The 25,344-nt window shown below is 70.3% G+C and carries 22 protein-coding genes; 6 read left to right on the top strand and 16 right to left on the bottom strand.

Features of this window, described 5'->3' with window-relative positions; translation table 11 throughout:
• Both ABD655_RS06165 and ABD655_RS06160 read right to left on the bottom strand, forming a co-directional pair.
• Entirely contained in the window at window positions 1-693 is a 693-nt protein-coding gene (locus ABD655_RS06165) for a uracil-DNA glycosylase (protein ID WP_344712451.1), read from the bottom strand.
• A gap of 23 nt (window positions 694-716) precedes the next feature.
• Window positions 717-1,502, bottom strand: a complete 786-nt coding sequence (locus ABD655_RS06160; RefSeq protein WP_344712449.1) for an SDR family oxidoreductase — start codon at window positions 1,500-1,502, stop codon at window positions 717-719.
• 182 nt (window positions 1,503-1,684) lie between these two features.
• On the opposite strand from ABD655_RS06160, the gene ABD655_RS06155 reads away from it, so the two are divergent.
• Window positions 1,685-3,007 (top strand): bifunctional o-acetylhomoserine/o-acetylserine sulfhydrylase, encoded by a 1,323-nt coding sequence (locus ABD655_RS06155; RefSeq protein ID WP_344712447.1) that lies wholly within the window; start codon window positions 1,685-1,687, stop codon window positions 3,005-3,007.
• A gap of 72 nt (window positions 3,008-3,079) precedes the next feature.
• On the opposite strand, the gene ABD655_RS06150 is transcribed toward ABD655_RS06155, so the two are convergent.
• Complete coding sequence (locus ABD655_RS06150) at window positions 3,080-4,021, bottom strand: hypothetical protein (protein ID WP_344712446.1); 942 nt, start codon at window positions 4,019-4,021, stop codon at window positions 3,080-3,082.
• A gap of 77 nt (window positions 4,022-4,098) precedes the next feature.
• Here ABD655_RS06150 and metX point away from each other — a divergent pair, with 77 nt between their 5' ends.
• A complete protein-coding gene (metX, locus tag ABD655_RS06145) occupies window positions 4,099-5,310 on the top strand; it encodes a homoserine O-acetyltransferase MetX (RefSeq protein ID WP_344712444.1) in 1,212 nt (403 codons plus the stop codon).
• A 6-nt stretch (window positions 5,311-5,316) separates the two neighbouring features.
• On the opposite strand, the gene ABD655_RS06140 is transcribed toward metX, so the two are convergent.
• From ABD655_RS06140 to ABD655_RS06125, 4 genes are all read right to left on the bottom strand, one after another.
• On the bottom strand, window positions 5,317-6,123 hold the full coding sequence (locus tag ABD655_RS06140; RefSeq protein ID WP_344712442.1) for an NUDIX hydrolase: 807 nt from the start codon (window positions 6,121-6,123) through the stop codon (window positions 5,317-5,319).
• 61 nt (window positions 6,124-6,184) lie between these two features.
• Window positions 6,185-6,556 carry a thiamine-binding protein gene (locus tag ABD655_RS06135; RefSeq protein WP_344712440.1) on the bottom strand — a complete coding sequence of 124 codons (372 nt, stop codon included), beginning with the start codon at window positions 6,554-6,556 and terminating at the stop codon, window positions 6,185-6,187.
• 13 nt (window positions 6,557-6,569) lie between these two features.
• Window positions 6,570-7,790 (bottom strand): glycosyltransferase 87 family protein, encoded by a 1,221-nt coding sequence (locus tag ABD655_RS06130; protein ID WP_344712438.1) that lies wholly within the window; start codon window positions 7,788-7,790, stop codon window positions 6,570-6,572.
• Window positions 7,791-7,870: 80 nt separating this feature from the next.
• Window positions 7,871-8,734: an ADP-dependent NAD(P)H-hydrate dehydratase gene (locus ABD655_RS06125; protein ID WP_344712436.1), complete on the bottom strand. Its 864-nt coding sequence runs from the start codon at window positions 8,732-8,734 to the stop codon at window positions 7,871-7,873.
• Window positions 8,735-8,765: 31 nt separating this feature from the next.
• Between ABD655_RS06125 and ABD655_RS06120 the strand changes: the two genes are divergently transcribed.
• The gene (locus ABD655_RS06120) at window positions 8,766-9,833 is read left to right on the top strand and encodes an NADH:flavin oxidoreductase/NADH oxidase (RefSeq protein WP_344712434.1); all 1,068 of its coding nucleotides are present in this window, start codon (window positions 8,766-8,768) and stop codon (window positions 9,831-9,833) included.
• Between the two features lie 29 nt (window positions 9,834-9,862).
• Here ABD655_RS06120 and ABD655_RS06115 read toward each other — a convergent pair whose 3' ends face one another.
• From ABD655_RS06115 to guaB1, 4 genes are all read right to left on the bottom strand, one after another.
• The gene (locus ABD655_RS06115) at window positions 9,863-10,918 is read right to left on the bottom strand and encodes a hemolysin family protein (RefSeq protein ID WP_344712433.1); all 1,056 of its coding nucleotides are present in this window, start codon (window positions 10,916-10,918) and stop codon (window positions 9,863-9,865) included.
• Complete coding sequence (locus ABD655_RS06110; RefSeq protein WP_344715706.1) at window positions 10,915-12,249, bottom strand: hemolysin family protein; 1,335 nt, start codon at window positions 12,247-12,249, stop codon at window positions 10,915-10,917. The genes ABD655_RS06115 and ABD655_RS06110 overlap by 4 nt, the downstream gene beginning before the upstream one ends.
• A 78-nt stretch (window positions 12,250-12,327) precedes the next feature.
• Window positions 12,328-12,735 carry a hypothetical protein gene (locus ABD655_RS06105; RefSeq protein WP_344712431.1) on the bottom strand — a complete coding sequence of 136 codons (408 nt, stop codon included), beginning with the start codon at window positions 12,733-12,735 and terminating at the stop codon, window positions 12,328-12,330.
• Between the two features lie 119 nt (window positions 12,736-12,854).
• Window positions 12,855-14,312, bottom strand: coding sequence for a GMP reductase (gene guaB1 / locus ABD655_RS06100; RefSeq protein ID WP_344712429.1), 1,458 nt, complete (start codon window positions 14,310-14,312; stop codon window positions 12,855-12,857).
• A gap of 172 nt (window positions 14,313-14,484) precedes the next feature.
• Between guaB1 and ABD655_RS06095 the strand changes: the two genes are divergently transcribed.
• Window positions 14,485-18,207 carry a multifunctional oxoglutarate decarboxylase/oxoglutarate dehydrogenase thiamine pyrophosphate-binding subunit/dihydrolipoyllysine-residue succinyltransferase subunit gene (locus ABD655_RS06095; protein ID WP_344712427.1) on the top strand — a complete coding sequence of 1,241 codons (3,723 nt, stop codon included), beginning with the start codon at window positions 14,485-14,487 and terminating at the stop codon, window positions 18,205-18,207.
• An 87-nt stretch (window positions 18,208-18,294) separates the two neighbouring features.
• On the opposite strand, the gene ABD655_RS06090 is transcribed toward ABD655_RS06095, so the two are convergent.
• From ABD655_RS06090 to ABD655_RS06080, 3 genes are read right to left on the bottom strand one after another with little or no spacing between them, the layout of a single operon-like run.
• Complete coding sequence (locus ABD655_RS06090; protein ID WP_344712426.1) at window positions 18,295-19,599, bottom strand: GNAT family N-acetyltransferase; 1,305 nt, start codon at window positions 19,597-19,599, stop codon at window positions 18,295-18,297.
• A 36-nt stretch (window positions 19,600-19,635) separates the two neighbouring features.
• A complete protein-coding gene (locus ABD655_RS06085) occupies window positions 19,636-21,192 on the bottom strand; it encodes a glycerol-3-phosphate dehydrogenase/oxidase (protein ID WP_344712425.1) in 1,557 nt (518 codons plus the stop codon).
• Window positions 21,192-21,770, bottom strand: a complete 579-nt coding sequence (locus ABD655_RS06080; protein WP_344712424.1) for a TetR/AcrR family transcriptional regulator — start codon at window positions 21,768-21,770, stop codon at window positions 21,192-21,194. The genes ABD655_RS06085 and ABD655_RS06080 overlap by 1 nt, the downstream gene beginning before the upstream one ends.
• 34 nt (window positions 21,771-21,804) lie before the next feature.
• On the opposite strand from ABD655_RS06080, the gene ABD655_RS06075 reads away from it, so the two are divergent.
• On the top strand, window positions 21,805-23,475 hold the full coding sequence (locus tag ABD655_RS06075; protein WP_344712423.1) for an FAD-binding oxidoreductase: 1,671 nt from the start codon (window positions 21,805-21,807) through the stop codon (window positions 23,473-23,475).
• The gene (locus ABD655_RS06070; protein ID WP_344712421.1) at window positions 23,472-24,371 is read left to right on the top strand and encodes a diacylglycerol kinase; all 900 of its coding nucleotides are present in this window, start codon (window positions 23,472-23,474) and stop codon (window positions 24,369-24,371) included. The genes ABD655_RS06075 and ABD655_RS06070 overlap by 4 nt, the downstream gene beginning before the upstream one ends.
• An 18-nt stretch (window positions 24,372-24,389) precedes the next feature.
• Here ABD655_RS06070 and ABD655_RS06065 read toward each other — a convergent pair whose 3' ends face one another.
• Together ABD655_RS06065 and ABD655_RS06060 are read right to left on the bottom strand one after the other, a co-directional pair.
• On the bottom strand, window positions 24,390-24,632 hold the full coding sequence (locus ABD655_RS06065) for a zf-HC2 domain-containing protein (RefSeq protein WP_257502863.1): 243 nt from the start codon (window positions 24,630-24,632) through the stop codon (window positions 24,390-24,392).
• Complete coding sequence (locus tag ABD655_RS06060) at window positions 24,629-25,315, bottom strand: sigma-70 family RNA polymerase sigma factor (RefSeq protein WP_344712419.1); 687 nt, start codon at window positions 25,313-25,315, stop codon at window positions 24,629-24,631. Before ABD655_RS06060 ends, ABD655_RS06065 begins: the two co-directional genes overlap by 4 nt.
• Window positions 25,316-25,344 lie beyond the last annotated feature (29 nt).

Here is a 25,344-nt window from a genome sequence, read left to right as displayed (position 1 = left end):
TCAGCCCGGCAGGCGCCAATCGATGGGCCCGGCACCCTGCTGCGCGAGCATCTCGTTCGCCCGCGAGAAGGGACGCGATCCGAAGAAGCCGCGGCTCGCCGACAGCGGAGACGGGTGCGGCGATTCGATGATGGGGGTGGATCCGAGCAGGGGGCGCAGGTTGCCGGCATCCCGCCCCCACAGGATCGCCACCAAAGGCCCGTCGCGCGCGACCAGTTCGCGGATCGCGTGCTCGGTGACCTTCTCCCACCCCCACCCGCGATGGGATGCCGGTGCGCCGGGCGCCACGGTCAGCACACGATTCAGCAGCACAACGCCCTGATCGCTCCACCCCGACAGGTCCCCGTGGGACGCGGGAGGGATGCCGAGATCCGAATTCAGTTCCCGGTAGATGTTCGTCAGGCTCCGGGGCAGCGGCCGCACGTGCTTGTCCACGGCGAAAGACAGCCCGATCGGGTGGCCCGGCGTCGGATAGGGATCCTGGCCGACGATCAGCACTTTCGCCGCAGCGAGCGGACGCTGGAACGCGCGGAGCACCTGATCACCGGCAGGAAGGTATCGTCGCCCGGCCGCGGTCTCCGCACGAAGGCGCTCGCCCAGTTCGGCCAGCACCGGCGCCACCGGTGCGAGGGCGCCCGCCCACCCCGCCTCGATCAGGCCCTCATCGGCGAGTTCGGCCAGCGACCGTGGCACGCCTCAGACTCCCTCGGAGCCCATCAGCCGGCTCCGCCGCGCACGCGGAGCGGGCCGCGCGCGAGCAGGTGCTGCGCCGACTGCGCGACCGGGCGCATGGTGATCAGATCCAGGTTGACGTGCCCAGGGGCGTTGAGCGCATAGGCGATGACGTCCGCGACGTCATCCGCCGTCAGGGGATTCTCCACGCCCTCGTAGACGCGGTCGGCGGCGTACTGATCGCCGCCGAGGCGGTTGAGCGTGAACTCCTCGGTGAAGACCATTCCCGGAGCGACCTCGACGACGCGGATCGGTTCGCCGTTGAGCTCGAGCCGCAGCACGTGCGCGAGCATCGCCTCGCCGGCTTTCGCCATGTTGTATCCGGAGCCGCCCGGGTAGGCCGTGACCGCTGCGGTGGACGTCACGAAGAGGGTGTCGGCATGGCCCTCGGATGCCGCGGCCGCACGCAGCTGAGGAAGAAGCGCCCCGACGAGCCGCTGGGCGGACAGGACGTTCACGTCGAACATCCACTGCCAGTCGGCGGGCTTGGCGTCCTCGACGCGGTCCGTTCCGCGTGCTCCGCCGGCGACGTGCACGAGGGCGTGGACCGGGCCGGTATCGGCGAGCCACACGGCGAGCGCATCGACGTCCTCCTGCCGGGTCAGATCCGCCGCGAACGCGACCACGCCGGTCTCCTTCTCGAGGGCCTGCAGACGGTCGGCGCGTCGAGCGACGCCCACGACATCCCAGCCGCCGGCGCGGAGCGCGCGCGCCGCGGCCTCCCCGATCCCCGAGCTCGCCCCGGTCACCACTGCACGTCGCGTTGCCATGCGACAACGCTACCCACGTTCGCTTCCCCGAAACGCCACGTCGCCGTCTCGGCGCCCCGGCGACAGGTCGCCGGTGTTACGTCACATTTCCCCTTCGTTGTTGACAAACGCGCCACTACCTAGTCTCGACTCAGGCCCCGGTGTCCGCCGTCGCCGCCCGACCCACCCGCAGGAGCACGCACATGTCCGCACCCGAGAACTGGCGCTTCGAGACCAAGCAGATCCACTCCGGCGCCCAGCCCGACCCCGTGACCAAGGCCCGCGCCACCCCCATCTACCAGACGACGTCGTACGTCTTCGATGACACGACGCATGCCGCGAACCTGTTCGCTCTGGCGGAGTTCGGAAACATCTACACGCGCATCCAGAACCCGACCCAGGATGTCGTCGAGCAGCGCGTCGCGGCGCTCGAAGGCGGCACCGGTGCCCTCCTCGTGGCCAGCGGTCAGTCTGCGACGACGTTCGCGATCCTCAACATCGCCGAGTCCGGCGACCACATCGTCTCGTCGAGCTCCATCTACGGCGGCACCTACAACCTGTTCAAGTACACCCTCGCCAAGCTCGGCATCGACGTGACGTTCGTCGAGAACCAGGACGACCCCGAGGAATGGCGCGCGGCTGTGCGCCCGAACACCAAGCTCTTCTTCGCCGAGACGATCGGCAACCCGAAGATCAACATCCTCGACATCCGCACCGTGGCCGACGTTGCGCACGAGAGCGGCGTCCCGCTCATCGTGGACAACACGATCGCGACCCCGTACCTGATCAAGCCGTTCGAGTTCGGCGCGGACATCATCGTGCACTCGGCCACCAAGTTCCTCGGCGGTCACGGCACGGTCATCGGCGGCGTCATCGTCGACGGCGGCACCTTCGAGTGGTCGAAGAACGTCGACAAGTTCCCCGGCCTGACCGTTCCGGACCCCAGCTATCACGGCGCGAGCTACACCGCGGCCGTCGGCGACGGCCTCGCTTACATCATCAAGGCGCGCGTGCAGCTGCTGCGCGACCTCGGTGCCGCGATCTCTCCGCAGAGCGCATGGCTGCTGATCCAGGGCATCGAGACGTTGTCGCTGCGCATCGAGCGCCACGTCCAGAACGCGCAGGAGACCGCCGAGTGGCTCGAGGATCACCCCGACGTCGCCTCGGTCAACTACTCGGGCCTGCCCAGCTCGCCCTGGTACGCCAAGGCCAACGAGTACGCCCCGAAGGGCGTGGGCGCCGTGCTGTCCTTCGAGCTGAAGGGCGGTGTCGAGGCCGGACGCGAGTTCGTCAACACGCTGACGCTGTTCAGCCACCTCGCGAACATCGGTGACGTGCGCTCGCTGGTGATCCACCCGGCCTCCACGACGCACTCCCAGCTCACCCCCGAGCAGCAGCTCACCAGTGGTGTCACGCCGGGTCTGGTGCGCCTGTCGCTCGGTCTGGAGAACATCGACGACATCAAGGCCGACCTCGAGCAGGCTCTGGCCGCCGCTCGCAAGGTCAGCGAGGCCGCCCGCGCCTGAGCGCCGCACCGCTGCACGCTCGAAGCGCCCGGTCACCGCGTGGCCGGGCGCTTCGGCGATGCGACCGTGGTCTCAGGCGGCATCCCACCAACGCAGGACGCGTAGCGCCCGCAGCGTGATCCACCTGCTCGGAAACCCCTCATGCTCTCCCCCCATCGCGAACGGAGTGGGGCCCTGGTGGGTCAGTTCGAGCTTCCACAGACCGAACGGGAGCTGCTTGCCGCGCAGGAGCTCGATGGCCTCCGCGCAGCGGGGGTCCCGTTCCGGGCGCGCTCGGCGGAAGTAGTCGAGTCCGCGCAGCACGTCGTAGTACCACCGGGTCGGGAAGGAGGGCATCGTGAAGCGCGGGTCGATCGCCTCTCCGGTCGATGCGCGTCGGAACAGACGTCGTTCGAGAAGGTACTCGTCGCCTTTCGCGCGCGCGGCAGCCGCGGCATCCGATCCACCGGTCGCCTGCTCCCAGGCCCACAGCCCCTCGAGCACGCAGATGGTCGAGTGGAAGGACGACCGGCTGGTGCCGTCCTCGTCCCAGCAGTTCCACCCGCCGTCGGGCAGCTGACCGGCCAGCAGCGTCTCGACGATGTGCGACCCGTCCTGCCCGAAGTACGCGGCGTTCGCCAGCGCACCGCCGTTGATGCACGGCTCGACCTCGCCCTGGAAGTACGGCTCGCCGGCGTAGTCCCACTGCACTTTCTCGCGAACCAGGGTGATCGCCTCCACGACCTCCGGCGCCGCCGGATCAGCGCCGAACTCCCGCAGCAGCTCGAGCGAGGGGTGCGTCCCGGTCCAGGCGTCGTAGAACGGTCGGCTCTCATCGACCCACCCCGGCCGGTACACGCCGTCGTCCCACAGTCCGTTCTCGGCCTGGTCGGCGAGAAGCTGCGCCCCCCATCCCTCGACGGCGACGCGTGCGCGCTCGGCGGCGACCTCATCGGCGGAGGCCTCCGTCAGGTCCCGCAGGACCTGCCAGCGGATCGCGGGATCGGAATCGAGCAGGTATTCGATCACATCCATGCCGAGCACCGTACTCCCGCCCGCGGACAGGCGTAACACGCGGTCGAGCCCGCCGGGAAACCGGGGAGAATGGCCAGATGGACTGGCAGACCTCCGAAGACACGGTGCCGAGCGCGCCGATCACGGAGTCCGACGCGCGGATGCTGCTCGGCCGGCCACCGGCCACCGGCGCGTGGCGCGACGGTGATGCCGTCGGCGAGCGCCGTTTCGCCGGGTTCGGTTCCTTCCGGACGGAGGGTGGGCAGGAGCTGCCCGCCTACCGCCTCGCCTACGAGACCTGGGGCGAGCTGTCCCCCGCACGCGACAACGCGGTGCTGATCCTGCACGCGCTGACCGGCGACAGCCACGTGCGCGGCGAGGCCGGGCCCGGGCATCCCACCGAGGGATGGTGGCACGACATCGTCGGCCCAGGGGCCCCGATCGATACCGACACCTGGTTCGTCATCGCACCCAACATGCTGGGTGGATGTCAGGGCTCGACCGGCCCGTCGAGCATCGCGTCCGACGGGTACGAGTGGGCCTCGCGCTTTCCCTATCTCACGATCCGCGACCAGGTCGCCGCGCAGGTTCGTCTCGCCGACGAACTGGGCATCGACGTGTGGGCGGGCGTCGTCGGCGGCTCGATGGGCGGGATGCATGCACTGGAGTGGGCTGTCAGCATGCCCGACCGGGTGGAGCGCCTCGGCATCCTGTCGGCACCCCCGGTCAACACCGCTGACCAGATCGCGCTCAACTCCGTGCAGCTGGAGGCGATCCACATCGATCCTCGCTTCCAGGGCGGCGAGTACTACGACGCCGGCGACGGCGATGGGCCGCACCGTGGCCTGGCTCTGGCGCGGCGCATGGCGCTGCTGAACTACCGGTCCCCGACCGAACTGAACCAGCGATTCCAGCGGTCATGGCAGTCCGGAGTGAGCCCGCTCGGCCACGGCGGACGGTTCGCCGTCGCGTCGTACCTCGATTTCCACGGCAACCGCTTCACCCGGCGCTTCGACGCGAACAGCTACATCACGCTCGTCGAGGCGATGAATTCGCACGACGTCGGCCGTGACCGCGGCGGAGTCGAAGACGCGCTCGGCCGCGTCACGGCGACCACCCTCGTCCTCGGGATCGACAGCGACCGGCTGTTCCCGGTCGACGGCCAGCACCGCATCGCCCGCGGCGTGCGGACGACTCTCGGCGACGGCGCCGTCGTGGTGACCAGCGACTTCGGGCACGACGGCTTCCTCATCGAGTCGACGGCCGTGGGCGCTCACCTGCGGCAGCTGCTGGAGTCGCCCGACCGCTGAACCCGGTCAGTCGGTGCGGGTGTAGATCCACGGCAGGGCGGCCATTTCCAGGCGGTGGCGGGATGCCGCGTCCGCTGCCTCGTCCTCGTACGCCGCGTCGCCCTGCCAGAGCAGCACGGGGCCGTCGCCCCCGCGCCACGCGACGGTCTCGAAACGACGGATGCCGCTCATCCGCGCCTTGGCGAGCATGGCGTCCGCGTCGGCCTGGCCGGCCAGATCGTGCAGGGTGACCCAGGTCGGCGGGTACAGGGTGACCTCTCCGCGGCCGTGACGTGCCAGCATCTCGGCCGGCCGCACCCACTGGGCGGCCGCGACCTCGTCCGGCGCGAGGACGAGGTCCCCGCCCGGATCGCTCGCGAGGAAGAACCACGTCCGGATGCGCAGCGCGATGCCCGGTGGCGGATCCCAGCAGGACACGCCGACCAGGGACGCGGCATCCACCCGCAGGCCCGTCTCCTCCTGCGTCTCCCGCGCCCCGGCCTGATGCGCGGCGGCCAGCTCGTCCGACGTCGCCCGCTCGATGATCCCGTCGTCGAGCACGTCATGCTCGGCGCCGAGCACCTCATCCGCCCCGGCGCGGTCGGCGGCTTCCAGCTTGCCGCCGGGAAAGACCCAGGCACCGGCGAAGGAGCCCCGGTCGGGTCGCTCGATCATCAGGACCGCGGGGCCGGCCGGAGTGTCCCGCACGATCACCACGGTGGCGGCGACGGGCACGTCGGGATCGGTCCCGTCTCCGGGGCGTCGGGGGCGGGTGGTTCCGGTCACGTCCTCGAGCGCTCGCACGGCGCGGTCGGAGGATGTCGGCTCTGGCATCCGCCCAGCCTAGGCCGACCGGCCGGCTCGGCCGTGTCCTGACGTGGGCTGGCCTGTCCGGTCAGACGGATTCGAAGTCGCTGTCGGGGGGTGTGTCGAGTGCGCGCTCGAGACGCGCGATCTTGCCTTCGATCTCTCCGGTGAACCCGGGACGGATGTCGGCCTTCAGGACGAGCGAGACCCGCGATCCGAACGGCAGCACCGCGTCGGTCGCGCGCTTTATCACCGCGAAGACCTCGTCCCATTCCCCCTCGATCTCGGTGAACATCGAGGTGGTGCGATGCGGCAGGCCCGACTCGCGCACGATCCGCACGGCGGCGGCGACGGCATCGTGCACCGAGGCGTCCGCGGAGCCCGGGCCGGTGGCGTCGGGGATGCCGCGTGCGGCGTCCGTGGGAGTGCCGCTGGGAGCGACGGAGAAGGCGACGAGCATGGGAACCTCCGGATCAGGCGAGCGGGATGGCGGCAGGCAGGAGCGCGGGGACGCGCCGGGGGACGCGCGCGAGTCGAACGATCGCCCACGCGAGCAGGACGACCAGGAGCGCATTGCGCAGAGTCAGGACCGCCGTCGGGATGGCACCGGCGTTCAGCAGCGCCCCGTACATCGTCGGGTAGACCAGCTGCGTCAGGAAGGCGATGCCCAGGCCCAGCCAGGCGGGGCGCCACCAGCGCCGCCGGTCCACGACGAGACCGAGCACGAGCGGTGCGACGATCCAGGCGATGTACTGCGGGGATCCGACCTTGTTGAACACGACGAACGCCAGGACCAGAGACAGCGCCAACGGCGGGAACAGCCTCAGGAAGACCGCCCCGCGCCAGGCCTTGTAGGCACCCAGAACCGCCACACCGAGCACCGCGAGCACGAGCAGCGGCGTCATCACGGTGATCACCGCGTCGATCTGCGGGCCGGCGACCTGGAACGTGAGCAGGTCCCGGTCGTAATAGATGAACGAACCGGGGATGCCGAGCACGGCGCGCCAGAGATAGTACGCGCTGACCGGCGCCTCCAGTTGCAGCCCACGGTCGGTCTGGCCCGTGACGAACCCGAGCACGTGCCGGCCGCCTCCCGCCGCGATCACGGCGGTGAGCGTCGCCGCCGACACGATCAACGCCCCGGCTACCAGCGCGACGCGGCGGCGGATGGCGATCACCGCCGCGGCCAGCAGCGCGGCCGGCCACACCTTGATCCAGGTCGCGACCGCCAGCAGGATCGACGCGAGCCAGGGGCGCCCGACCAGCCAGAGGCAAGCTGCCACCGAGAGCGCGACCGTGACCCCGTCGAGTCGGTACAGGCCCACGGGTCCGAGGAGCACGATGAACGCCAGCCAGAACCACGCCCCCGCGATCCGTCCGCGCGAGCGGGCCTTTCCGACGAGCAGGGCGAAGGCGAGCGCGTCGCAGAGGGTGACCAGGATCGCCCACGCGACCTCGTAACCCGCGATCCAGGTGAAACCCTGCGCGAGGATCATCGGCACCAGGGCCAGCTGCGGATAGACCCACGCCTGGCTGATCCCGACGATCCCGCGGCCCTCCATCGCGGCCGTCGACCACGGGCCGTACACGTTGGTGACATCACCCATCGCTTCGCCGGGCAGCACGAACCCGAGGACGCCGACGACGAGATGAACGATCGCGAACCCGATCCACAGCACCGCGCGTCTCGACACCTGTCGATTCTAGGCGGCCGCGCCGCCCGCGCCGGGTTCGTTGCTGCGCCGCGTCAGGCCGCCGCGCAGCACGTCGGCACTCAGCGCGTGGCGAGCGCCTCGGCGACGGCGCGCGGCAGCGCCGCGGCGACATCCATCGCGGTGACGGGCCCACCGGCCGGCCCGAAATCGCCGGCCGCCAGGGACGCCGCGCGGCCGTGCAGCCATACCGCGGCGGCCGCGAGGGCGCTGAGATCGCCCGCGGATCCCCCGCCGGCGACGAGCGCGCCGATGGCGCCGGCCAAGACGTCACCGGTGCCGGCTGTCGCAAGCCATGGCGTTCCCGCCGAGACCGCCGTCGCCGGCCCGCCCGGTGAGGCGACGATGGTGATCGAGCCCTTGAGCACGACCGTGGCGCCGAGCTCGGCGGCCGTCTCCAGCGCTGCGGCGGCGCGGGTGCGCTCATCCGCCGGGGAGACCTCGGGCAGCCCCAGAGCCGCGCGCAGACGGGCGTGCTCCCCCGCGTGCGGCGTCACGATCATCGGCGCGATCGCCCCGGGCACCAGATCCAGCGCGCCGGCGTCGGCAACGACGGGCAGCGACGACGACAGGATGCCGCGCAGCGCGGCGGTCTCGGCATCCGATCTGAGCGCAGCGTCCATGCCCGAGCCGATCAGCCATGCCTGCACGCGTCCGTCGACCGTAACGGTCTCGGGGCGCCGCTGCAGCACGAGCGAGGTCGGCGCCGCGGGTCCGAGATAGCGCACCATCCCCAGGCCGGTGCGCCACGCGGCCTCGACGCCGAGGACGGCCGCACCCGGATACGCCTCGGATCCGGTGCGCATGCCGAGGACGCCGCGGGAATACTTGTCATCGTCGACGGTTGGCCTCCGAAGGGCCCGCGCCGTGTCCTGCACCGTCCACACGCCGATTCTGCGTGAACCGGCCGTGCCTGAGTCGGACATGCCGACACCCTACCCGCGTTGGAGTCACTCGATGAGTCTGCTGTTCTCCCCGCTTCCGCTGCGCGGTCTCACCGCACGCAACCGCCTCTGGGTCGCGCCGATGTGCCAGTACAGCGCGGTGGACGGCGTACCGCAGGAGTGGCATCACACGCATCTGGCGCAGTTCGCCTCCGGCGGCGCCGGTGTCGTGATGGCCGAGGCGACGGCAGTCTCGGCGCAGGCGCGCATCTCCCCCGAGGACACGGGGCTGTGGAACGACGCGCAGCGGGACGCGTGGGCGCCGATCGTCGCGGCGATCCGGGCGCGCGGAGCGATCGCGGGCGTGCAGCTCGCCCATGCCGGGCGCAAGGCCTCGACCTGGTCGCCGTTGTCCGGTCACCGCGGCTCCGTGCCGCACCCCGCCGGAGGATGGATCACGGTCGCACCGTCCGCGATCCCCTTCGACGGCTTCGCCCCGCCGCACGCGATGGACATCGCCGCGATCGATGACGTCGTCGACGATTTCGCTGCGGCCGCCCGACGAGCTGTCGAGGCCGGGTTCCAGGTGCTCGAGATCCACGCCGCCCACGGCTACCTGCTGCACCAGTTCCTCTCCCCGCTGTCGAACGTGCGCACCGACGAGTACGGCGGTTCGCTGCAGAACCGCGCCCGCCTGCTTCTGCGCATCGTCGAGACGGTTCGGGATGCCGCGCCCGACGCGCCTCTTTTCGTCCGCTTCTCGGCATCGGACTGGGCCGAGGGCGGCTGGAACGTCGAGGACACCTCGACCGTCGCGCGATGGGCGACGGAGCGCGGGGCGGACTTCTTCGACGTCTCCAGCGGCGGACTCGTCGCGCACCAGAACGTTCTGACCGGGCCCGGGTATCAGGTCGGTTTCGCCGCGCATATCCGCCGCGACGCCGGGGTTCCGGTCAGCGCAGTCGGCCTGATCAGCGAGGCCGCGCAGGCCGAGGAAGTGCTCACCGCCGGTGACGCCGACGCAGTCATGGCCGGACGCGAGTGGCTGCGCGACCCGCACTTCGCGCTGCGGGCCGCGGGCGAGCTCGGCGCTGACATCGACTACTGGCCGAAGCAGTACCTGCGCGCCCGCCCGGTCTGAGTCCTCGCGGAGGCGACGGTCGCGGAGCTTCAGCGGCGACGCCGGGTCGCGTCCTGCACCTCTCCGATCAGCTCCTCGATGATGTCCTCCAGGAACAGCACCGCGGTGGTCTCGCCCGCCGCATTGCGCACCTGTGCCAGGTGACGGCCGGCCCGGCGCATGAGCGCGAGCGCGTCTTCGAGGTCGGTCGTCTCGAGGACCGGCACCATCTGGTGGATCCGTCGCCTGGGGATCGGCTGGACGACGTCGGCCGACGCGTCCGGACCCTCGGCGGCGCGCAGGATGTCCTTGAGGTGCACGTAGCCGATCGGCGCGCCCGCGGCGTCCACGATCACGTACCGCGAGAACCCGTGCTTTGCGACCGACCGCTCGATCTTGTCGGGCGTCACCGACACGGGCAGGGTCACCAGCTGCGTCAGCGGCACCGCGATGTCCTTGGCCTTCTTGTCGGTGAACTCCAGCGCTGCCGAGACGGTGCCGGCCGCGTCATCGAGCACGCCCTCGATCCGCGACTGGTTCACGATCGTCGTCACTTCGTCGAGCGTGAACGTCGAGGCGGCTTCGTTGCGAGGCTCGACCCCGAACAGGCGCACCGCGTGGTTGGCGATCCAGTTGAGCGCCACGATGACGGGGTGGAAGAGGCGTGAGACCCAGACCAGCGGCGTTGCCAGCATGAGCACGGCACGGTCGGGAACCGAGAACGCGAGGTTCTTGGGCACCATCTCGCCGAACACGACGTGCAGGTACGACACGAGCAGCAGCGCGATCAGGAACGCGATGGTGTCCACCATCGCCTCGCCCAGGCCGGTCAGCCCGAGCGGCCCGGCGAGCAGATGATGGATCGCGGGCTCGGACACGTTCAGGATCAGCAGCGAGCAGATGGTGATGCCCAGCTGACTCGTCGCGAGCATGAGCGTGGCGTGCTCCATCGCGTAGAGGGCGGTCTTCGCTGAGCGCGAGCCCTTCTCGGCGAGGGGTTCGATCTGCGAACGCCGCGCCGAGATGACGGCGAACTCGGCGCCGACGAAGAAGGCGTTGAACACCAGCAGCACGAAGAGCCACGCGATTCCTGCCCAGTCGTTCATGCGCGCTCACCCCGCCCCGCGGCATCCGATGCCTGTTCTGCAATCGGGGTGTGGGTGAACCGGACGCGATCGATGCGGCGACCGTCCATCCGCTGCACATCCAGCGTGCCGTCCTCGATCTCGATCTTGTCGCCCACCACGGGGATGCGCTCCAGGACGCTCATGATGTAGCCGCCCACGGTGTCGTAGACATCCCCTTCCGGAATGCGGATGCCGGTGCGATCGCGCACCTCATCGGGTCGCAGATCACCCGGGAAGCTGAGCGAGCCCTCGCCGCGCACGATGCCCGCGCGGCGCCGGTCGTGCTCGTCGAGCACTTCGCCCACGATCTCCTCGACCAGGTCCTCGAGGGTCACCACGCCCGCGGTGCCGCCGTACTCGTCCACGACGATGGCCATCTGGTAGCCGCGCGCCCGCAACTCGGAGACCAGGGTGTCGAGATGGACGGCCTCGGGGACGCGGAGCGGCTCTGTGGCCAGCGCGGCGGCGGGGACGTCCGCCCGGCGGGCGCGGGGTACGCCGACCGCGGCCTTCAGGTGCACGATGCCGACGATGTCGTCCATCGACTCCTCGTAGACCGGGAAGCGGCTGTGCCCGGTGCGCCGGGCGAGTTGGATGACGTCCTCCGCCGAGTCCTCGGCCGACAGCGCGTGGATGCTGGGGCGGGGCGTCATGACGTCGGCGGCGCTGAGCCGGGCGAACCTGAGGCTGCGGTCGAGAAGCGAGGCGGTGTCCTCCTCGAGGACGCCGGCGAGCGCCGAGCGGCGGACGAGGCTGGAGAGCTCCTCGGCCGTGCGGGCTCCGGACAGCTCCTCCTTCGGCTCGACGCCCATGAGGCGCAGCACGCCGTTGGCGCTGCCGTTGAGCACCACGATCGCCGGGCGGAACACCATCGTGAAGCCGACCTGGAACGGCATCACGAGCTTCGCGGTCTGGCGCGGGATGGCCAGCGCGAAGTTCTTCGGGATCAGCTCGCCGAGGATCATCGACAGGATCGTCGCGATCGTGATCCCGACGAACACCGCCACCGGGGACGCCACGCTTTCGGGCCAGCCCCACGCGGCGAACAGCGGCCGGAGCAGGCTCGAGATCGCCGGCTCCATCGCGTAGCCGGTGAGCAGCGTCGTGAGGGTGATCCCCAGCTGCGCGCTGGAGAGGTGCGTGGAGGTGATCCGCAGCGCGTTGATCGTGAGACTGAGCCGGGTCTCACCCGCGTCGCGGCGCGCCTCGAGATCTGCACGATCGAGATTGACGAGCGCGAACTCGCTCGCAACGAACAGGCCGGTTCCGACCGTGAGCAGGAGCCCCGCGCCGAGCATGACGTACTCCATCACGCATCACCCCCCGGAGAGGATGGCTGGCAGTGGGGCGAGCGTCTACTGGGGGGGTCGTCCATCGTGCCGGTAAGTCTACGGCAGGAGAGCGGGCCGATCGCGGGTGCCGTTCCTGCCCGCGGCTCCCGGGTCGCGGGTGCCGTTTCGGCCCGCTGTCCCGGGTCGCAGCATCCCTTCGCCTGTTGCCTCGCGCGGCTGTTTCCTGCTCGCGCGCCACAGGTTCTCGCCGCACACGGAATCCGAGAGGGGTGTGGCGAAGTCGATTCCGCTGAGCACCCGCGCTGCCGCGCGCATCGGGGCGCGCACCGCGACCGACCGCAGCGCGGCGACGTCGGTGAGCGCGCCGCCGGACCTCTTCGCCCACAGCGCCTGGTCCAGCGCGATCACGGCCTTCATGAACGTCAGGATCCCGGCAAGGTCGATGGCCGTCTGCGCAGGGCTGGTGATCCAGTGCCCCTGCCACGGCGCGCCACAGATCGGCACAGCGCCGACAGGAAATTGCAGCGAGAGCCGCGGCGCCCGCTACGACTCGGTCGTGCGGGGCGTGCTGCGACGCGAGTGGGAGGCGGCATCCGTCCCCTCGACGCCGGCCTGGCCGCTGGTCACCAGCCGACCGGCAGCGCCTTGCCCTCTTCGTAGCCGGCGGCGGACTGCAGCCCGACGCGCGCGCGATCGTGGAACTCTGCGATCGACGCCGCGCCGGCGTAGGTGAAGGACGAACGGATGCCGGAAGTGATCATGTCGATCAGGTCCTCCAGGCTGGGACGCAGCGGGTCCAGGTAGATCCTCGATGACGAGATGCCCTCGGCGAACAGTTCCTTGCGGGCCAGGTCGTACGGATCCAGCCGCCCGAACCGGTCGTGCACGGCCTTGGTGGAGGCCATGCCCCACGACTCCTTGTATGCGCGGCCGGCTTCGTCGACCTGCACTTCGCCGGGTGCCTCGATCGTTCCGGCGAACCACGAGCCGACCATGACGGATGCCGCGCCCGCCGCCAGCGCCAGCGCGACGTCGCGCGGATAGCGCACCCCGCCGTCCGCCCACACGGACGCGCCCAGCATCCGGGCCGCCTCCGCCGTCTCGAGCACGGCGGAGAACTGCGGCCGCCCGACCGCGGTCATCATGCGGGTCGTGCACATCGCGCCGGGCCCGACGCCGACCTTGAGGATGTCGGCGCCGGAGCGCACCAGGTCGGTCACACCCTCGGCCGTGACGACGTTGCCCGCTGCGATCGGGATGCCGAGGCCGAGGTCCGCGACGGTGCGCAGCGCCTCCAGCATCCCCTCCTGGTGTCCGTGGGCGGTGTCGAGGACCAGCACGTCCACCCCTGCCGCCGCCAGCGCCTTCGCCTTGGCCGCGACATCGCCGTTGATGCCGACCGCCGCGGCGACGTTGAGCCGACCGGAGGAGTCGACCGCGGCGCGATAGAGACTCGAACGGAGCGCGCTGCGGCGCGAGAGCGTGCCGACGACGAAGCCGTGGTGCAGGACGCACACCGTCTCGGCGTCGGCGGCCACGATGAGATCGAACGCCTGGCGGGCGCTCTCGACATCGTCCGCGTCGATGGATGCCGTCCTCCCCCGCGCCAGATCACCCAGGCGCGCATCGGGCAGTGCCGTGCCGAGGCGCATCGCGGGCACGACTCCGAGTACGGCATCGATGTTCAGACGCCCCGTCGAGCTGTCTGCGACGACGATCCCGTGGCCTTCGGTCGCGGGCAGGAGGCGCAGGGCGTCCGCCACGGTGGCCTCGGGTGGCAGGACGAGCGGGGTGTCCCAGCGCACCGGCTGATCCTTGACCCATCGGATGGCGGCATCCAGCTCCTGCAGGGGCATGTCCTGAGGCAGCACCCCCAAGCCGCCGCGTCGCGCCAGCGTCGCCGCCAGTCGTGCGCCCGTCACCGAGTTCATGTTCGCGGACACCAGCGGAATGGTCGCGTTCGTTCCGTCGCCCGGAGCGAGATCCACGTCCAGCCTGCTCGTGACGGACGAGTGGCGGGGGACCAGGAACACATCCGAATAGGTCAGATCCACCTCGGGCTGTTCACCGTAGAACTCCATACCGAAAGGGTAGTGACTCTTGCTGTGCGGATATCGATGCACAAACGTGTTGGCGCGCCACCTTTCGCTCAGGGGAAGGCGCCACCAGACTGAGTTAGGCTTAACAGTCGTGCGTGTGGGCAACACAAATCGCCCCGCACGCTCTCAAAGTCATGAAAGCGGGCGATCGAGCGTGTCGAGCCAGATCACGGGCGTCGGAGTGTCGAGCGAAGGCGAGTTCGGGGCCAACGAATGGCTCGTCGACGAACTCTACGAGCAGTTCAAGGTGGATAAGAACTCCGTCGACAAGGCGTGGTGGCCGATCCTCGAGGCCTATCACCCCGTTGACACCACCGCGACCACCGGCCCCGGGACGAGCACTGACGGTGACGGTGCGCCCGCACCACGACAGCAGTCCGCCGGTTCCGCTCCGGCAGACGACGCGCACCCCGTGACGGCTCCCATCCCCGTTCTCGGCGCACAGCCCGTCGCCCGCACCACCGCGCGGCCGGCCGCCCCGCAGCCGATCCCGGCGCAGGCGCCGGCGGTCGCCCCATCGGCCACGGCCGAGAACCTCGAGGCCGACAAGGTCACCGTGCTCAAGGGCATGACCAAGTCCCTTGCCGTGAACATGGAAGAGTCGCTGACGGTTCCGACCGCGACCAGCGTCCGGACCATCCCGGCGAAGCTGATGATCGACAACCGCATCGTCATCAACAACCACATGTCCCGCACGCGCGGCGGAAAGATCAGCTTCACTCACCTGATCGGCTGGGCCCTGATCCGGGCTCTCAAAGAGTTCCCGAGCCAGAACGTCTTCTACGCCGAAATCGACGGAAAGCCGTCCGTGGTCGCTCCGGCGCACATCAATCTCGGCATCGCCATCGACCTGCCCAAGCCGGATGGCACGCGCGCACTGCTGGTCCCCAGCATCAAGCACGCCGACACGCTCACCTTCAGTGAATACCTCGTCTCGTACGAGGATCTGATCAGCCGAGCACGCGGCAACAAGCTCACGGCGGCCGATTTCCAGGGCACCACGATCTCGCTGACCAACCCCGGCGGCATCGGCACCGTACACTCCGTGCCGCGCCTGATGAAGGGGCAAGGCGCCATCATCGGCGTCGGCGCCCTCGAGTACCCGGCCGAGTTCCAGGGTTCGAGCGAGAAGACGCTGAACGAACTCGCGATCGGAAAGACGATCACCCTCACCAGCACCTACGACCACCGCGTCATCCAGGGTGCAGGATCGGGCGAGTTCCTCAAGAAGGTCCACGAACTGCTCATCGGGCAGCGCGACTTCTATGAGGACATCTTCGCCGCGCTGCGTATCCCCTATGCCCCGATCCGGTGGGCCGCAGACATCAATGTCGACCTGGCCGAGCGCGTCGACAAGACCGCCCGCGTGCAGGAGCTGATCAATTCCTTCCGCGTCCGCGGCCACCTCATGGCCGACATCGACCCGCTCGAGTACGTGCAGCGCACGCACCCCGACCTCGAGATCGAACAGCACGGTCTGACGTTCTGGGATCTCGACCGCTACTTCGTCACCGGCGGCTTCGGCGGCAAGCGCCAGATGAAGCTGCGCGACATCCTCGGCGTGCTGCGCGATTCGTACTGCCGCACCATCGGCATCGAGTACATGCACATCCAGGACCCGGAGCAGCGCCGCTGGTTCCAGGAGAATGTCGAGCTGAAATACCAGAAGCCCGGACACGACGAGCAGCTGCGCATCCTGAGCAAGCTCAACCAGGCCGAGGCGTTCGAGACCTTCCTGCAGACCAAGTACGTCGGTCAGAAGCGCTTCAGCCTCGAGGGCGGCGAGTCCCTCATCCCGCTGCTGGATGAGATCCTCCAGGGCGCGGCGGATGCCGGACTGGACGGCACCGCCATCGGCATGGCGCACCGCGGTCGCCTCAACGTCCTCACCAACATCGCCGGCAAGACGTACGGCCAGGTCTTCCGCGAGTTCGAAGGCTCGGTCGCCGTCGGCAGCAAGAGCGGCTCCGGCGACGTGAAGTACCACCTCGGCACCGAGGGCACGTTCGTGGACGATCGCGGCGAGGAGCTGCCGGTCTACCTCGCGGCCAATCCGTCTCACCTGGAGACCGTGGACGGTGTGCTCGAGGGCATCGTGCGCGCAAAGCAGGACCGCAAGCCGATCGGCTCGTTCTCGTGGCTGCCGATCCTCGTCCACGGCGACGCGGCCTTCGCAGGCCAGGGCGTCGTCGTCGAGACGCTGCAGATGTCGCAGCTGCGCGGGTTCCGCACCGGCGGCACCATCCACGTCGTGGTCAACAACCAGGTCGGCTTCACGACCGTGCCTCAGGACGCCCGCACGTCCGTCTACGCGACGGATGTCGCCAAGACCATCCAGGCACCGATCTTCCACGTGAACGGCGACGATCCCGAGGCCGTCGTCCGCGTGTCACAGCTCGCCTTCGCCTACCGTCAGCGGTGGCACCGCGACGTCGTGATCGATCTCGTCTGCTACCGCCGCCGCGGTCACAACGAGGGAGACGATCCCTCGATGACGCAGCCGCTGATGACGAACCTCATCGAGGCGAAGCGCTCCGTGCGCCGCCTGTACGTCGAAGCCCTCGTCGGCCGCGGCGACATCACCGAGGAGGAGTACGAGCAGGCCAAGCGCGACTTCCAGGACGGTCTCGAAGTCGCCTTCGCCGAGACGCACGCCGCCGAGACCGGCACCTCGCCGATCGTCAGCGAGGCCATCCTCGAACCCGCCGTCGGTGCCCCCGAGACGACGGGCGTGTCGCGCGAGGTCGTGCAGATGGTCGGTGACGCCTTCGTCAACAAGCCGGACGGCTTCACCGTGCACACGAAGCTGCAGCAGCTTCTCGAGAAGCGCCTGGACATGAGCCGCAACGGCTCCATCGACTGGGGCTTCGCCGAGCTGCTGGCCTTCGGCTCGCTGCTGGTCGAGGGCACCTCGGTGCGCCTGGCCGGTCAGGACTCGCGCCGCGGCACGTTCGTGCAGCGCCACTCGGTGCTCCACGATCGCGCCAACGGGCAGGAGTGGATCCCGCTCGCCAATCTGGGCGACAACCAGGGTCGCTTCTGGGTCTACGACTCGCTGCTCAGCGAGTACGCCGCGCTGGCCTTCGAATACGGGTACTCGGTCGAGCGGGCGGACGCACTGGTGCTGTGGGAGGCGCAGTTCGGCGACTTCGCCAACGGCGCCCAGTCCGTGATCGACGAGTTCATCTCCTCGGCCGACCAGAAGTGGGGCCAGCAGTCGAGTGTGGTGCTGCTGCTCCCCCACGGCTACGAAGGACAGGGCCCGGACCACTCCTCGGCACGCATCGAGCGCTACCTGCAGATGTGCGCGCAGGACAACATGATCGTCGCCCGCCCCTCGACGCCGGCATCGTACTTCCACCTGCTGCGTCGGCAGGCGTACGCCCGTCCGCGGCGTCCGCTGATCGTGTTCACCCCAAAGGCGATGCTGCGCCTGCGCGGAGCGACCAGCGCCGTCGAGGACTTCCTCACGGGCAAGTTCGAGCCCGTGCTGGATGACACGCGGGGCCTTGACCGCACGGCCGTCAAGCGGGTGCTGCTGCACGCCGGCAAGATCCACTGGGATCTGAAGGCGGAGCTGGACAAGAACCCGAACCCCGAGATCGCGCTGGTACGGCTGGAGCAGTACTACCCGGCCCCCATCGATGAGCTCAATGCGGTTCTGGACAGTTACCCTGACGCCGAGCTGGTCTGGGTGCAGGATGAGCCCGAGAACCAGGGCGCGTGGCCGTTCATCGCCCTCGAGATGGTCAAGTACCTGCACGGGCGCACGATCGCGTGCATCTCACGGGCATCGGCGGCATCCACGGCGACCGGTTCACCCAAGGTGCACGCGCGCCAGCAGGCGGAGATCCTGAAGCAGGCACTGACGCTCTGACTCACGTTTCGAAGAGCGGATGCCGCGGGGACCCGTTCCCGCGGCATCCGCTCTTCGTCGTATCGGCCGGCGCGCCCGCGCCCGGAATCAGTACCAGAGGCTCAGGTAGGGCGTCTCGGTCGTGGCGAACGACGCGTCGAATGACGCGAGCCCCGCGGGCGGGGCCTGGACCAGTCCCGCCGCGGCGAGTGTCGAGGCTCGCACCCCGCCGAGCAGGACCGACGACAGCGCGTTCACCGAGAGCGTGATGTCCGGCGGGGCATCGGACAGCGTGGCGATCGCGTTCCCGGTGTCGTCGATCTCGAGCCGCCAGCTGCCGTCCGCGAAGCCGAGCGGGTCCGTGACCCGCAGCACGAAGGCGCCGGCGGCCGCGTATGTCCGCGCGGTCAGCACGGCCGGCACGTCGAGGATGCGCAGCCACCCGTGCTCGGACGTTTCGACGGTCGCGCCGCGCTGGTCCGCGATCATCCACCTGAGCGGTTCATCCGCCGAGCGCAGCGGGGCCTTCACGACCGAGACGAGGTCGTGCTCCAGGATGAACCGCCACAGCGCGGCATAAGCGTCCGGGGTCTCGCTCACCAGGTAGTGCAGCTCAAGCTCGTGCTTGGTGAAATCGCGCCCCTCGTCCGACAGGACATACACCGCGACGCCCCGCGTGGCGCCCGTGGCGTCGGCGTAGCGCACGCCGCGCACCTTGCGGGCGTTCTCCTGCCCCGGAGCGGTCCCGGACATGCGACGCCACAGCCCCGGCCATGCCTCGATCTCGCCGGGACGCGTGGCGCGCACCCGGCCGTGCACATCGGCGAGCAGATCGCGCAGCCCCTCCCGGTCGACGAAGTCGAGGCGGCCTTCGGGCCGCGGACCCGTCCAGATCGCCCGCTTGGTCTCGATCGACCAGTCCGTGCCGAAGGTCGCGGGCGAGAAGCCGAAGCGTCCGTAGATCGTCGCCTCGGACACCGTGAGCCCCGCCAGCGACAGCCCGAGCTCGGAGGCGGTGCGCAGCTCACCCTCGAGCATGGCGCGCGCGATCCCCTTGCGCCGGTGCGTCGGGGCGACGCTGACGCCGCTGATGGCCCACATCGGGACACCGCGACCGCCGGGCAGGCCCATCTCGGTGACCCACGAGTTGACGGTGCCGACCGGCTGGGACGCGTCGAGCGCAGCGGGATCGTAGATGCCCACGAAACGACGGAACCCGAAACCGTCGCGCGCTCCGGCCAGTTGCTCATCGCTCAGCTCGCCGGAGAGGAATCCGCGCGTCTCGGCCTGCAGGTACGGATCGAACACCACCGCGTCGGCGGTGTCGATCACGCGATATTCGAGCCCGTTCGCCGCGACAGCGGCAGCCGCTGCGGGGTCGGTGGGGGCGTTCTTCCAGTCGCGGGCAACCATTCACCCACACTACTCAGCGCGCCGGACACGCGACGTTCACCGGCCGAGTGCCGCAGCCGCGGCCCGCTCCGAGGCGACGCGATCGGCAGCGACGAGACCGAGTCGGGTCCGCCGGTCCAGCAGGTCGTCCACGGTCAACGCGCCCTCGGCCTGCACACCCCACCGCAGTTCCTGCGCGGTCACCCCGCGCGCGGCGGGCGGACCGCCCGCCAGTCGCGCCACGAACGGAGCCTCGGCCCCGTAGCGGCGCACCAGCCGCGGCGGCGCCGCGATCTCGCCGGTCCGCTCGCGCGGCCATGCGCCCACCAACGGCAGGGACCGCGTGCGCGACGGCGCCACCCGGTCCGCCGCAAAGCGGCGGGCGACCGCGGCATCCATCCCGTCCTGCGCCATGCGCCGGTATGTCGTGAGCTTGCCGCCGAGCACGCTGAGCACGCCGGAGTCCGACTCGACGATCGCATGGCGGCGGGACAGGTCGCTGGTGTCCGCATCGTCCGCGCCCTTTCGCGGCGGTCCGCCCATGCGCAGCAGCGGACGCAATCCGGCGAAGGTCCCGACGACGTCCGAGCGCACGAGGGGGCGGGCCAGCACCCGGTTGATCGTGTCCAGAAGCTCGTCGATCTCTGCATCGCTGGCCTGCGGGACCGCCGGGGGCGGCCCGGCGGTGGGCACGTCGGTCAGCCCGACATAGGTGCGACCGTGCGGCGCGGGCACGCTGAAGACGAAACGCCCGCTGGATCCGGGAACCGGCACCGTCAGCGAGACGTCCGAGCCGCCCAGCCGGGCCGATTCCAGGACCAGGTGCGTGCCGCGGCTCGGGCGCAGCGCCACCGCGGGGTCGAGCTCACCCGCCCACACACCCGTCGCGCTGATCACCGCGCGCGCCCGCACGTGGAGCTCGCCGCCGGTGATCGTGTCCCGCAGCAGCGCGCCGTCGCCGGTGGCGTGCACCGCCTCGACGCGGGTGAGGATGCGCGCGCCGTAGCCCGCGGCGGTGCGGGCGATGCCCACGACGAGGCGCACGTCGTCGATGAGCTGTCCGTCCCAGCCCCGCACGCCCCCGCGGAGCCCGTCGCGGCGCACCGCGGGTGCCAGACGGAGCGTCTCGGCACGCCCGATCGGCCCGGGCGCGCGCAGGACCGCCCCCGGCGTGCCCACGACACGGCGCAGCCCGTCACCCAGCCCGAAGCCCACACCGACGTATGCTCCGCGGACCATGTGTCCGGGGGCGTACAGCGGCAGCACCTGAGCAAGCGGCCGGGTGAGGTGTGGAGCGATCCGCGTCATCAGCAGATGGCGCTCGGCCGCGCTCTCGTGCGCGATGGCGAACTGTCCCGAGGCGAGGTAGCGCAGCCCGCCGTGCACGAGCTTCGAGCTCCAGCGACTGGTGCCGTGGGCGAGGTCCTCGCGCTCGACGAGGACCGTCCGCAGGCCCCTGCTGGCGGCATCCAGGGCCAGACCCGCGCCGGTGATGCCGCCGCCGATGACGAGCACGTCGACGTCCGGGTGATCGCCCAGTGCGGCCAGCTCCCGCCGGCGCCGGGCGGCGTTCAGCGCCGTGGAGTGCGGTCGACGGCCGACGACCTGAGCCATCATCCCTCGTCCCGGATGGCCAGGTACCCCGCCACCGCGCACCGCAGTTCGCGCCGCCAGTCCTCCGGCGCGAGCCACTCCGCCACCAGCGGCGCGGACTGGATCGCGGATTGGGCGATCAGCAGCAGCATGGCGGCGAGTCGGTCGGGGTGACCGGGCCGGATGAACCCGGCATCCTGTCCTTTCTCCACGCGCGCCGCGATTTCGCGATGGATGCCGCGCTGGCTCGTGCCGAGGCGCTCGAGGATGTACCGCGAGAAGAGCTCGGGGTCGGTCTCGCGCAGGCGGTCCACCAGCGGCAGTGCCCTGATCCGATCCGCCGTCTCCACCATGCCGGCGGCGAACTCGTCGAGCGAGCCGGCGGAGCCGCCGCGCGGGACGACCGCGAACAGCTCGCGCGTGACCAGGGCGGCCAGCAGTGCCTGCACGTCGGGCCAGTAGCGGTACAGGGTCTGGCGCGAGACTCCCGCCCGGCGGGCGATGTCGGACGCGGTGGTTCGGCGTATCCCGTGCGCCAGCACCTCGTCCAGGGCAGCGTCCAGCACCGATGCCTCGGTCTGTCCGCTTGTTCCCGCCATGTGACAACCATACAGAGCATGTCATACTGTCACCATGGTTGCGTCGATGCCCCAGGAGCCGGACGCGTCGATGGTGCCCGATGCGCGACCTCGATCCGCCTGGGACGCCTGGGGAACGCAGCCCGCCCGGCTTCCCGCCGGCGCGAAGGCCCTGGTCGCGACACTTCTGCCCGGCAAGGCGCATCCGGTCCCCCGCCGCGGCGCCCCGACGCTCACGCGGTCACGACTCGACGACGGCGATCTCAGTCAATTTGTCGCCGTGGTCGGCGATGCCCACGCCACCGCGGATGACGCCGTGCGTGCGCTGCACCTCGGCGGCAAGAGCACGCCCGACCTGCTCGCGCGGCGCCTCGAGGACCTGCAGCTGGCGCCCGACGCGGTCGTCTCACCCGGAACCCACGCCGAGGTCTTGGCTGTCCTCGCTCTCTGCGACCGGGCCGGCATCGCCGTCGTGCCGTTCGGCGGGGGAACCAGCGTGGTCGGAGGCGTTGCCCCCGTCGCCGCGAGCGCCGGGCCGGTGATCGCACTCGAACTCTCCCGCACGGCCGGTCTGAGCGACCTCGACGAGACCTCGCTGCTGGCCACCTTCGGTGCAGGCACCACCGGGCCGCAGGCCGAAGAAATGCTGAATGCGCGCGGCTTCACGATCGGCCACTTTCCGCAGAGCTTCGAGTACGCCACCCTCGGCGGCTACGCGGCGACGCGCTCGAGTGGACAGGCGTCCCGGGGATACGGGCGCTTCGATGAGCTCGTCCATGCCCTGCTGGTCGCGACCCCGGTCGGTGAACTGCGTCTGGGCAGGGCGCCGGCGAGTGCGGCCGGGCCGGACCTGCGCGAACTGTTCCTCGGCTCGGAGGGCGCGTTCGGCGTTCTCACCGCCGTCACCCTCCGCATCCGCCCGCTCGCGGCGGCGACCGCCTACGGCGCCTGGACGTTCCCCGACTTCGACTCCGGGGCGGCGGCGCTGCGCGAGCTCACGCAGCGCGGCATCCGCCCGACCGTTCTGCGCCTGAGCGACGCAACCGAGACCCGCGTGAACGCCGTTCTCGGCGGGCACCTGACCCGCGCCCGCGGCTGCCTCGCCGTGGCGACCTTCGAAGGAGCCGACCCCGGTGAGGCCGAGGGCGTCCGGGAGAAGACGGATGCCCTCTTCCGTCGCCACGGCGGGACGCCCCGCGGCGAAGGTCCGGCACGGTCGTGGGAGCGGGGCCGGTTCTCCTCCCCCGCACTGCGCGACACGCTCCTGGACATCGGCGTTCTCGCCGAGACCCTCGAGACCGCGACCACCTGGGCGAATCTGGGCGCCCTCAAGACCGCGGTCACCGACGCGCTGACGACGAGCCTGGGCGGCGAAGGCACCAAGCCGCTCGTGCTGTGTCACATCTCGCACGTGTATCCCGCGGGCGCTTCCGCCTACTTCACGGTGGTCGCCGCGCTCACCACAGACCCGGCCGGGCAGTGGCGCAGGGCGAAGGATGCCGCTTCGCTCGCGATCGTCGGCGCCGGGGGAACGATCACTCACCACCACGCCGTCGGCCGCGACCACCGGCCCTATCTGGAGGCAGAGATCGGCGGCCTCGGGATCGCCATCCTCCGCGCCGTGAAGGACACCGTCGATCCGCGGGGCATCATGAATCCGGGCGTTCTCGTGCCGCCGCCGACGGGGACGCCCGCAGCGGCGCCATCCTCCGAGAACGCCGAATGAATGTCACCCTGCTGGTGAACCCGGCCGCCCGCGGTGGCGCGCAGACCGGCCCGGCGACCCGCGCCGCCGAGCGTCTGCGCGCACACGGGGTGCGTACGACCATCATCAGCGGCGGCAGCGCAGCGGAGTCCAGCCGCCTGCTGCGCGCGGCGATCGACTTCGGCACGGACGCCGTCGCCGTCGCCGGCGGCGACGGAACCGTCCGCCTCGCGATCCAGGAACTCGCGGGCAGCTCGGTACCCCTCGGGATCATCCCCACCGGCACCGGCAACGACACCGCGACGGCAGTGGGTCTGCGGGAGCTCGACCCCGACTCCGCCGCCGACGCCATCGCCGCGGGCAGAACGCGGCGCATCGACCTTGCCCGCGTCAGGCGCAGCGACGGCTCGACGGCGTACTTCGGCAGCGTGCTGGCCAGCGGCTTCGATTCGCGCGTCAACGACCGCGCGAACGCCATGCGCTGGCCCCGAGGCAGATCGCGCTACAACATCGCACTTCTGCGGGAGTTCTTCACGCTGAAGGGCATCCCGTACCAGGTCGACCTGGAAATGGCGGACGGGACGCAGGAGCGGTTCGACGGCGACCTGGTGATGGGCACCGTCGGCAATGGCAGCAGCTATGGAGGCGGCATCCCGATCTGCCCCGACGCCGACCCGGCGGACGGGCTGCTCGATGTCGTCCTCGTGCGGCCCGCCGGGCGCCTGCGACTGCTTCGGCTGCTGCCCAGGGTGTACCGGGGGACGCACACCACGATTCCCGAGGTCGAGACATACCGCGTCCGGTCGGTGCGGCTCGCGGCCCCCGGAGTGACCGCCTACGCGGACGGCGATCCGATCGGGATGCTGCCGCTGCAGATCGAGGTCGCCCCGGGCGCACTGCTCGTCTTCACGCCGTGACGGATGCCGCCGCTCGCGTCAGTGGGTCGCCTGCGCCGCACGCAGGCGGCTGAGCACCTGATCGCGCAGCTCTTCGGGTGCCGTCTCCTTGCACGCGCGCGCCACCACCTCGGTGAGGGTCCGCGACACGAGCGCCTCATCCCGGCAGCTGGGGCAGTTCTCCAGATGCTGGGCGATATCGCTCTGTGACGTCTTGCACACCTCGTGGCGGAGGTACTCCTCCAGGTCGCGTCGCGCCTTCTCACAGCCGCAGTCGGTCATTTCCTGCTCCCTGTCGCGGCTGCGCTGATGCCGCGCTCGGCCGCATAATCCGCCAGCAGCTCACGAAGCATGCGCCTGCCACGATGCAGACGGCTCATGACCGTGCCGATGGGTGTCTTCATGATGTCGGCGATCTCCTGGTATGCGAAGCCCTCGACGTCCGCGAGGTACACCGCCAACCGGAAGTCCTCGGGGATCGCCTGCAGAGCGTCCTTCACCACGGATGCCGGCATCCGGTCTATCGCCTCGGCCTCGGCCGATCGGCTGCTCGTGGCGGTGGTGGATTCCGCGCCACCCATCTGCCAGTCCTCGAGCTCGTCGATCGTTCCCTGGTAGGGCTCGCGCTGCCGCTTGCGATAGATGTTGATGTACGTGTTGGTGAGGATGCGGTACAGCCACGCCTTCAGGTTGGTTCCCTGAGTGAACGTCGCCCAGGATCCGAACGCCTTCACGAACGTCTCCTGCACGAGATCGGCCGCGTCGGCCGGATTGCGCGTCATCCGCATCGCCGCCGCGTAAAGCTGATCCATGAAGGGAAGCGCCTGCACCTCGAACTGGGTGCGCGCGTCGGTGGCTTCCTCTGCCTCGTCAATCATCACGCGCCAGTCTACGGCGGCAAGGTCCCAGGCCAGGTCGAGCGCGGGAACGTCGTCGGCGGCTGGCCGATCGAGCACGGCGATCATGCGGCTCACTTTCTCCGGTTGCGTCGCTG

This window comes from Microbacterium terregens, from assembly GCF_039534975.1.
Classification (GTDB): domain Bacteria; phylum Actinomycetota; class Actinomycetes; order Actinomycetales; family Microbacteriaceae; genus Microbacterium; species Microbacterium terregens.
Note: the sequence above shows the minus strand (reverse complement) of the source record. Positions and strands in the feature narration are given on the sequence as shown.

Coding starts and splice junctions, on each gene's coding strand:
- ABD655_RS06160 (WP_344712449.1), bottom strand. CDS start 1,502: ATGGCAACGCGACGTGCAGTGGTGACCGGGGCGAGCTCGGGGATCGGG.
- ABD655_RS06155 (WP_344712447.1), top strand. CDS start 1,685: ATGTCCGCACCCGAGAACTGGCGCTTCGAGACCAAGCAGATCCACTCC.
- ABD655_RS06150 (WP_344712446.1), bottom strand. CDS start 4,021: ATGGATGTGATCGAATACCTGCTCGATTCCGATCCCGCGATCCGCTGG.
- metX (WP_344712444.1), top strand. CDS start 4,099: ATGGACTGGCAGACCTCCGAAGACACGGTGCCGAGCGCGCCGATCACG.
- ABD655_RS06140 (WP_344712442.1), bottom strand. CDS start 6,123: ATGCCAGAGCCGACATCCTCCGACCGCGCCGTGCGAGCGCTCGAGGAC.
- ABD655_RS06135 (WP_344712440.1), bottom strand. CDS start 6,556: ATGCTCGTCGCCTTCTCCGTCGCTCCCAGCGGCACTCCCACGGACGCC.
- ABD655_RS06125 (WP_344712436.1), bottom strand. CDS start 8,734: ATGTCCGACTCAGGCACGGCCGGTTCACGCAGAATCGGCGTGTGGACG.
- ABD655_RS06120 (WP_344712434.1), top strand. CDS start 8,766: ATGAGTCTGCTGTTCTCCCCGCTTCCGCTGCGCGGTCTCACCGCACGC.
- ABD655_RS06115 (WP_344712433.1), bottom strand. CDS start 10,918: ATGAACGACTGGGCAGGAATCGCGTGGCTCTTCGTGCTGCTGGTGTTC.
- ABD655_RS06110 (WP_344715706.1), bottom strand. CDS start 12,249: ATGGAGTACGTCATGCTCGGCGCGGGGCTCCTGCTCACGGTCGGAACC.
- guaB1 (WP_344712429.1), bottom strand. CDS start 14,312: ATGGAGTTCTACGGTGAACAGCCCGAGGTGGATCTGACCTATTCGGAT.
- ABD655_RS06090 (WP_344712426.1), bottom strand. CDS start 19,599: ATGGTTGCCCGCGACTGGAAGAACGCCCCCACCGACCCCGCAGCGGCT.
- ABD655_RS06085 (WP_344712425.1), bottom strand. CDS start 21,192: ATGGCTCAGGTCGTCGGCCGTCGACCGCACTCCACGGCGCTGAACGCC.
- ABD655_RS06080 (WP_344712424.1), bottom strand. CDS start 21,770: ATGGCGGGAACAAGCGGACAGACCGAGGCATCGGTGCTGGACGCTGCC.
- ABD655_RS06075 (WP_344712423.1), top strand. CDS start 21,805: ATGGTTGCGTCGATGCCCCAGGAGCCGGACGCGTCGATGGTGCCCGAT.
- ABD655_RS06070 (WP_344712421.1), top strand. CDS start 23,472: ATGAATGTCACCCTGCTGGTGAACCCGGCCGCCCGCGGTGGCGCGCAG.
- ABD655_RS06065 (WP_257502863.1), bottom strand. CDS start 24,632: ATGACCGACTGCGGCTGTGAGAAGGCGCGACGCGACCTGGAGGAGTAC.
- ABD655_RS06060 (WP_344712419.1), bottom strand. CDS start 25,315: ATGATCGCCGTGCTCGATCGGCCAGCCGCCGACGACGTTCCCGCGCTC.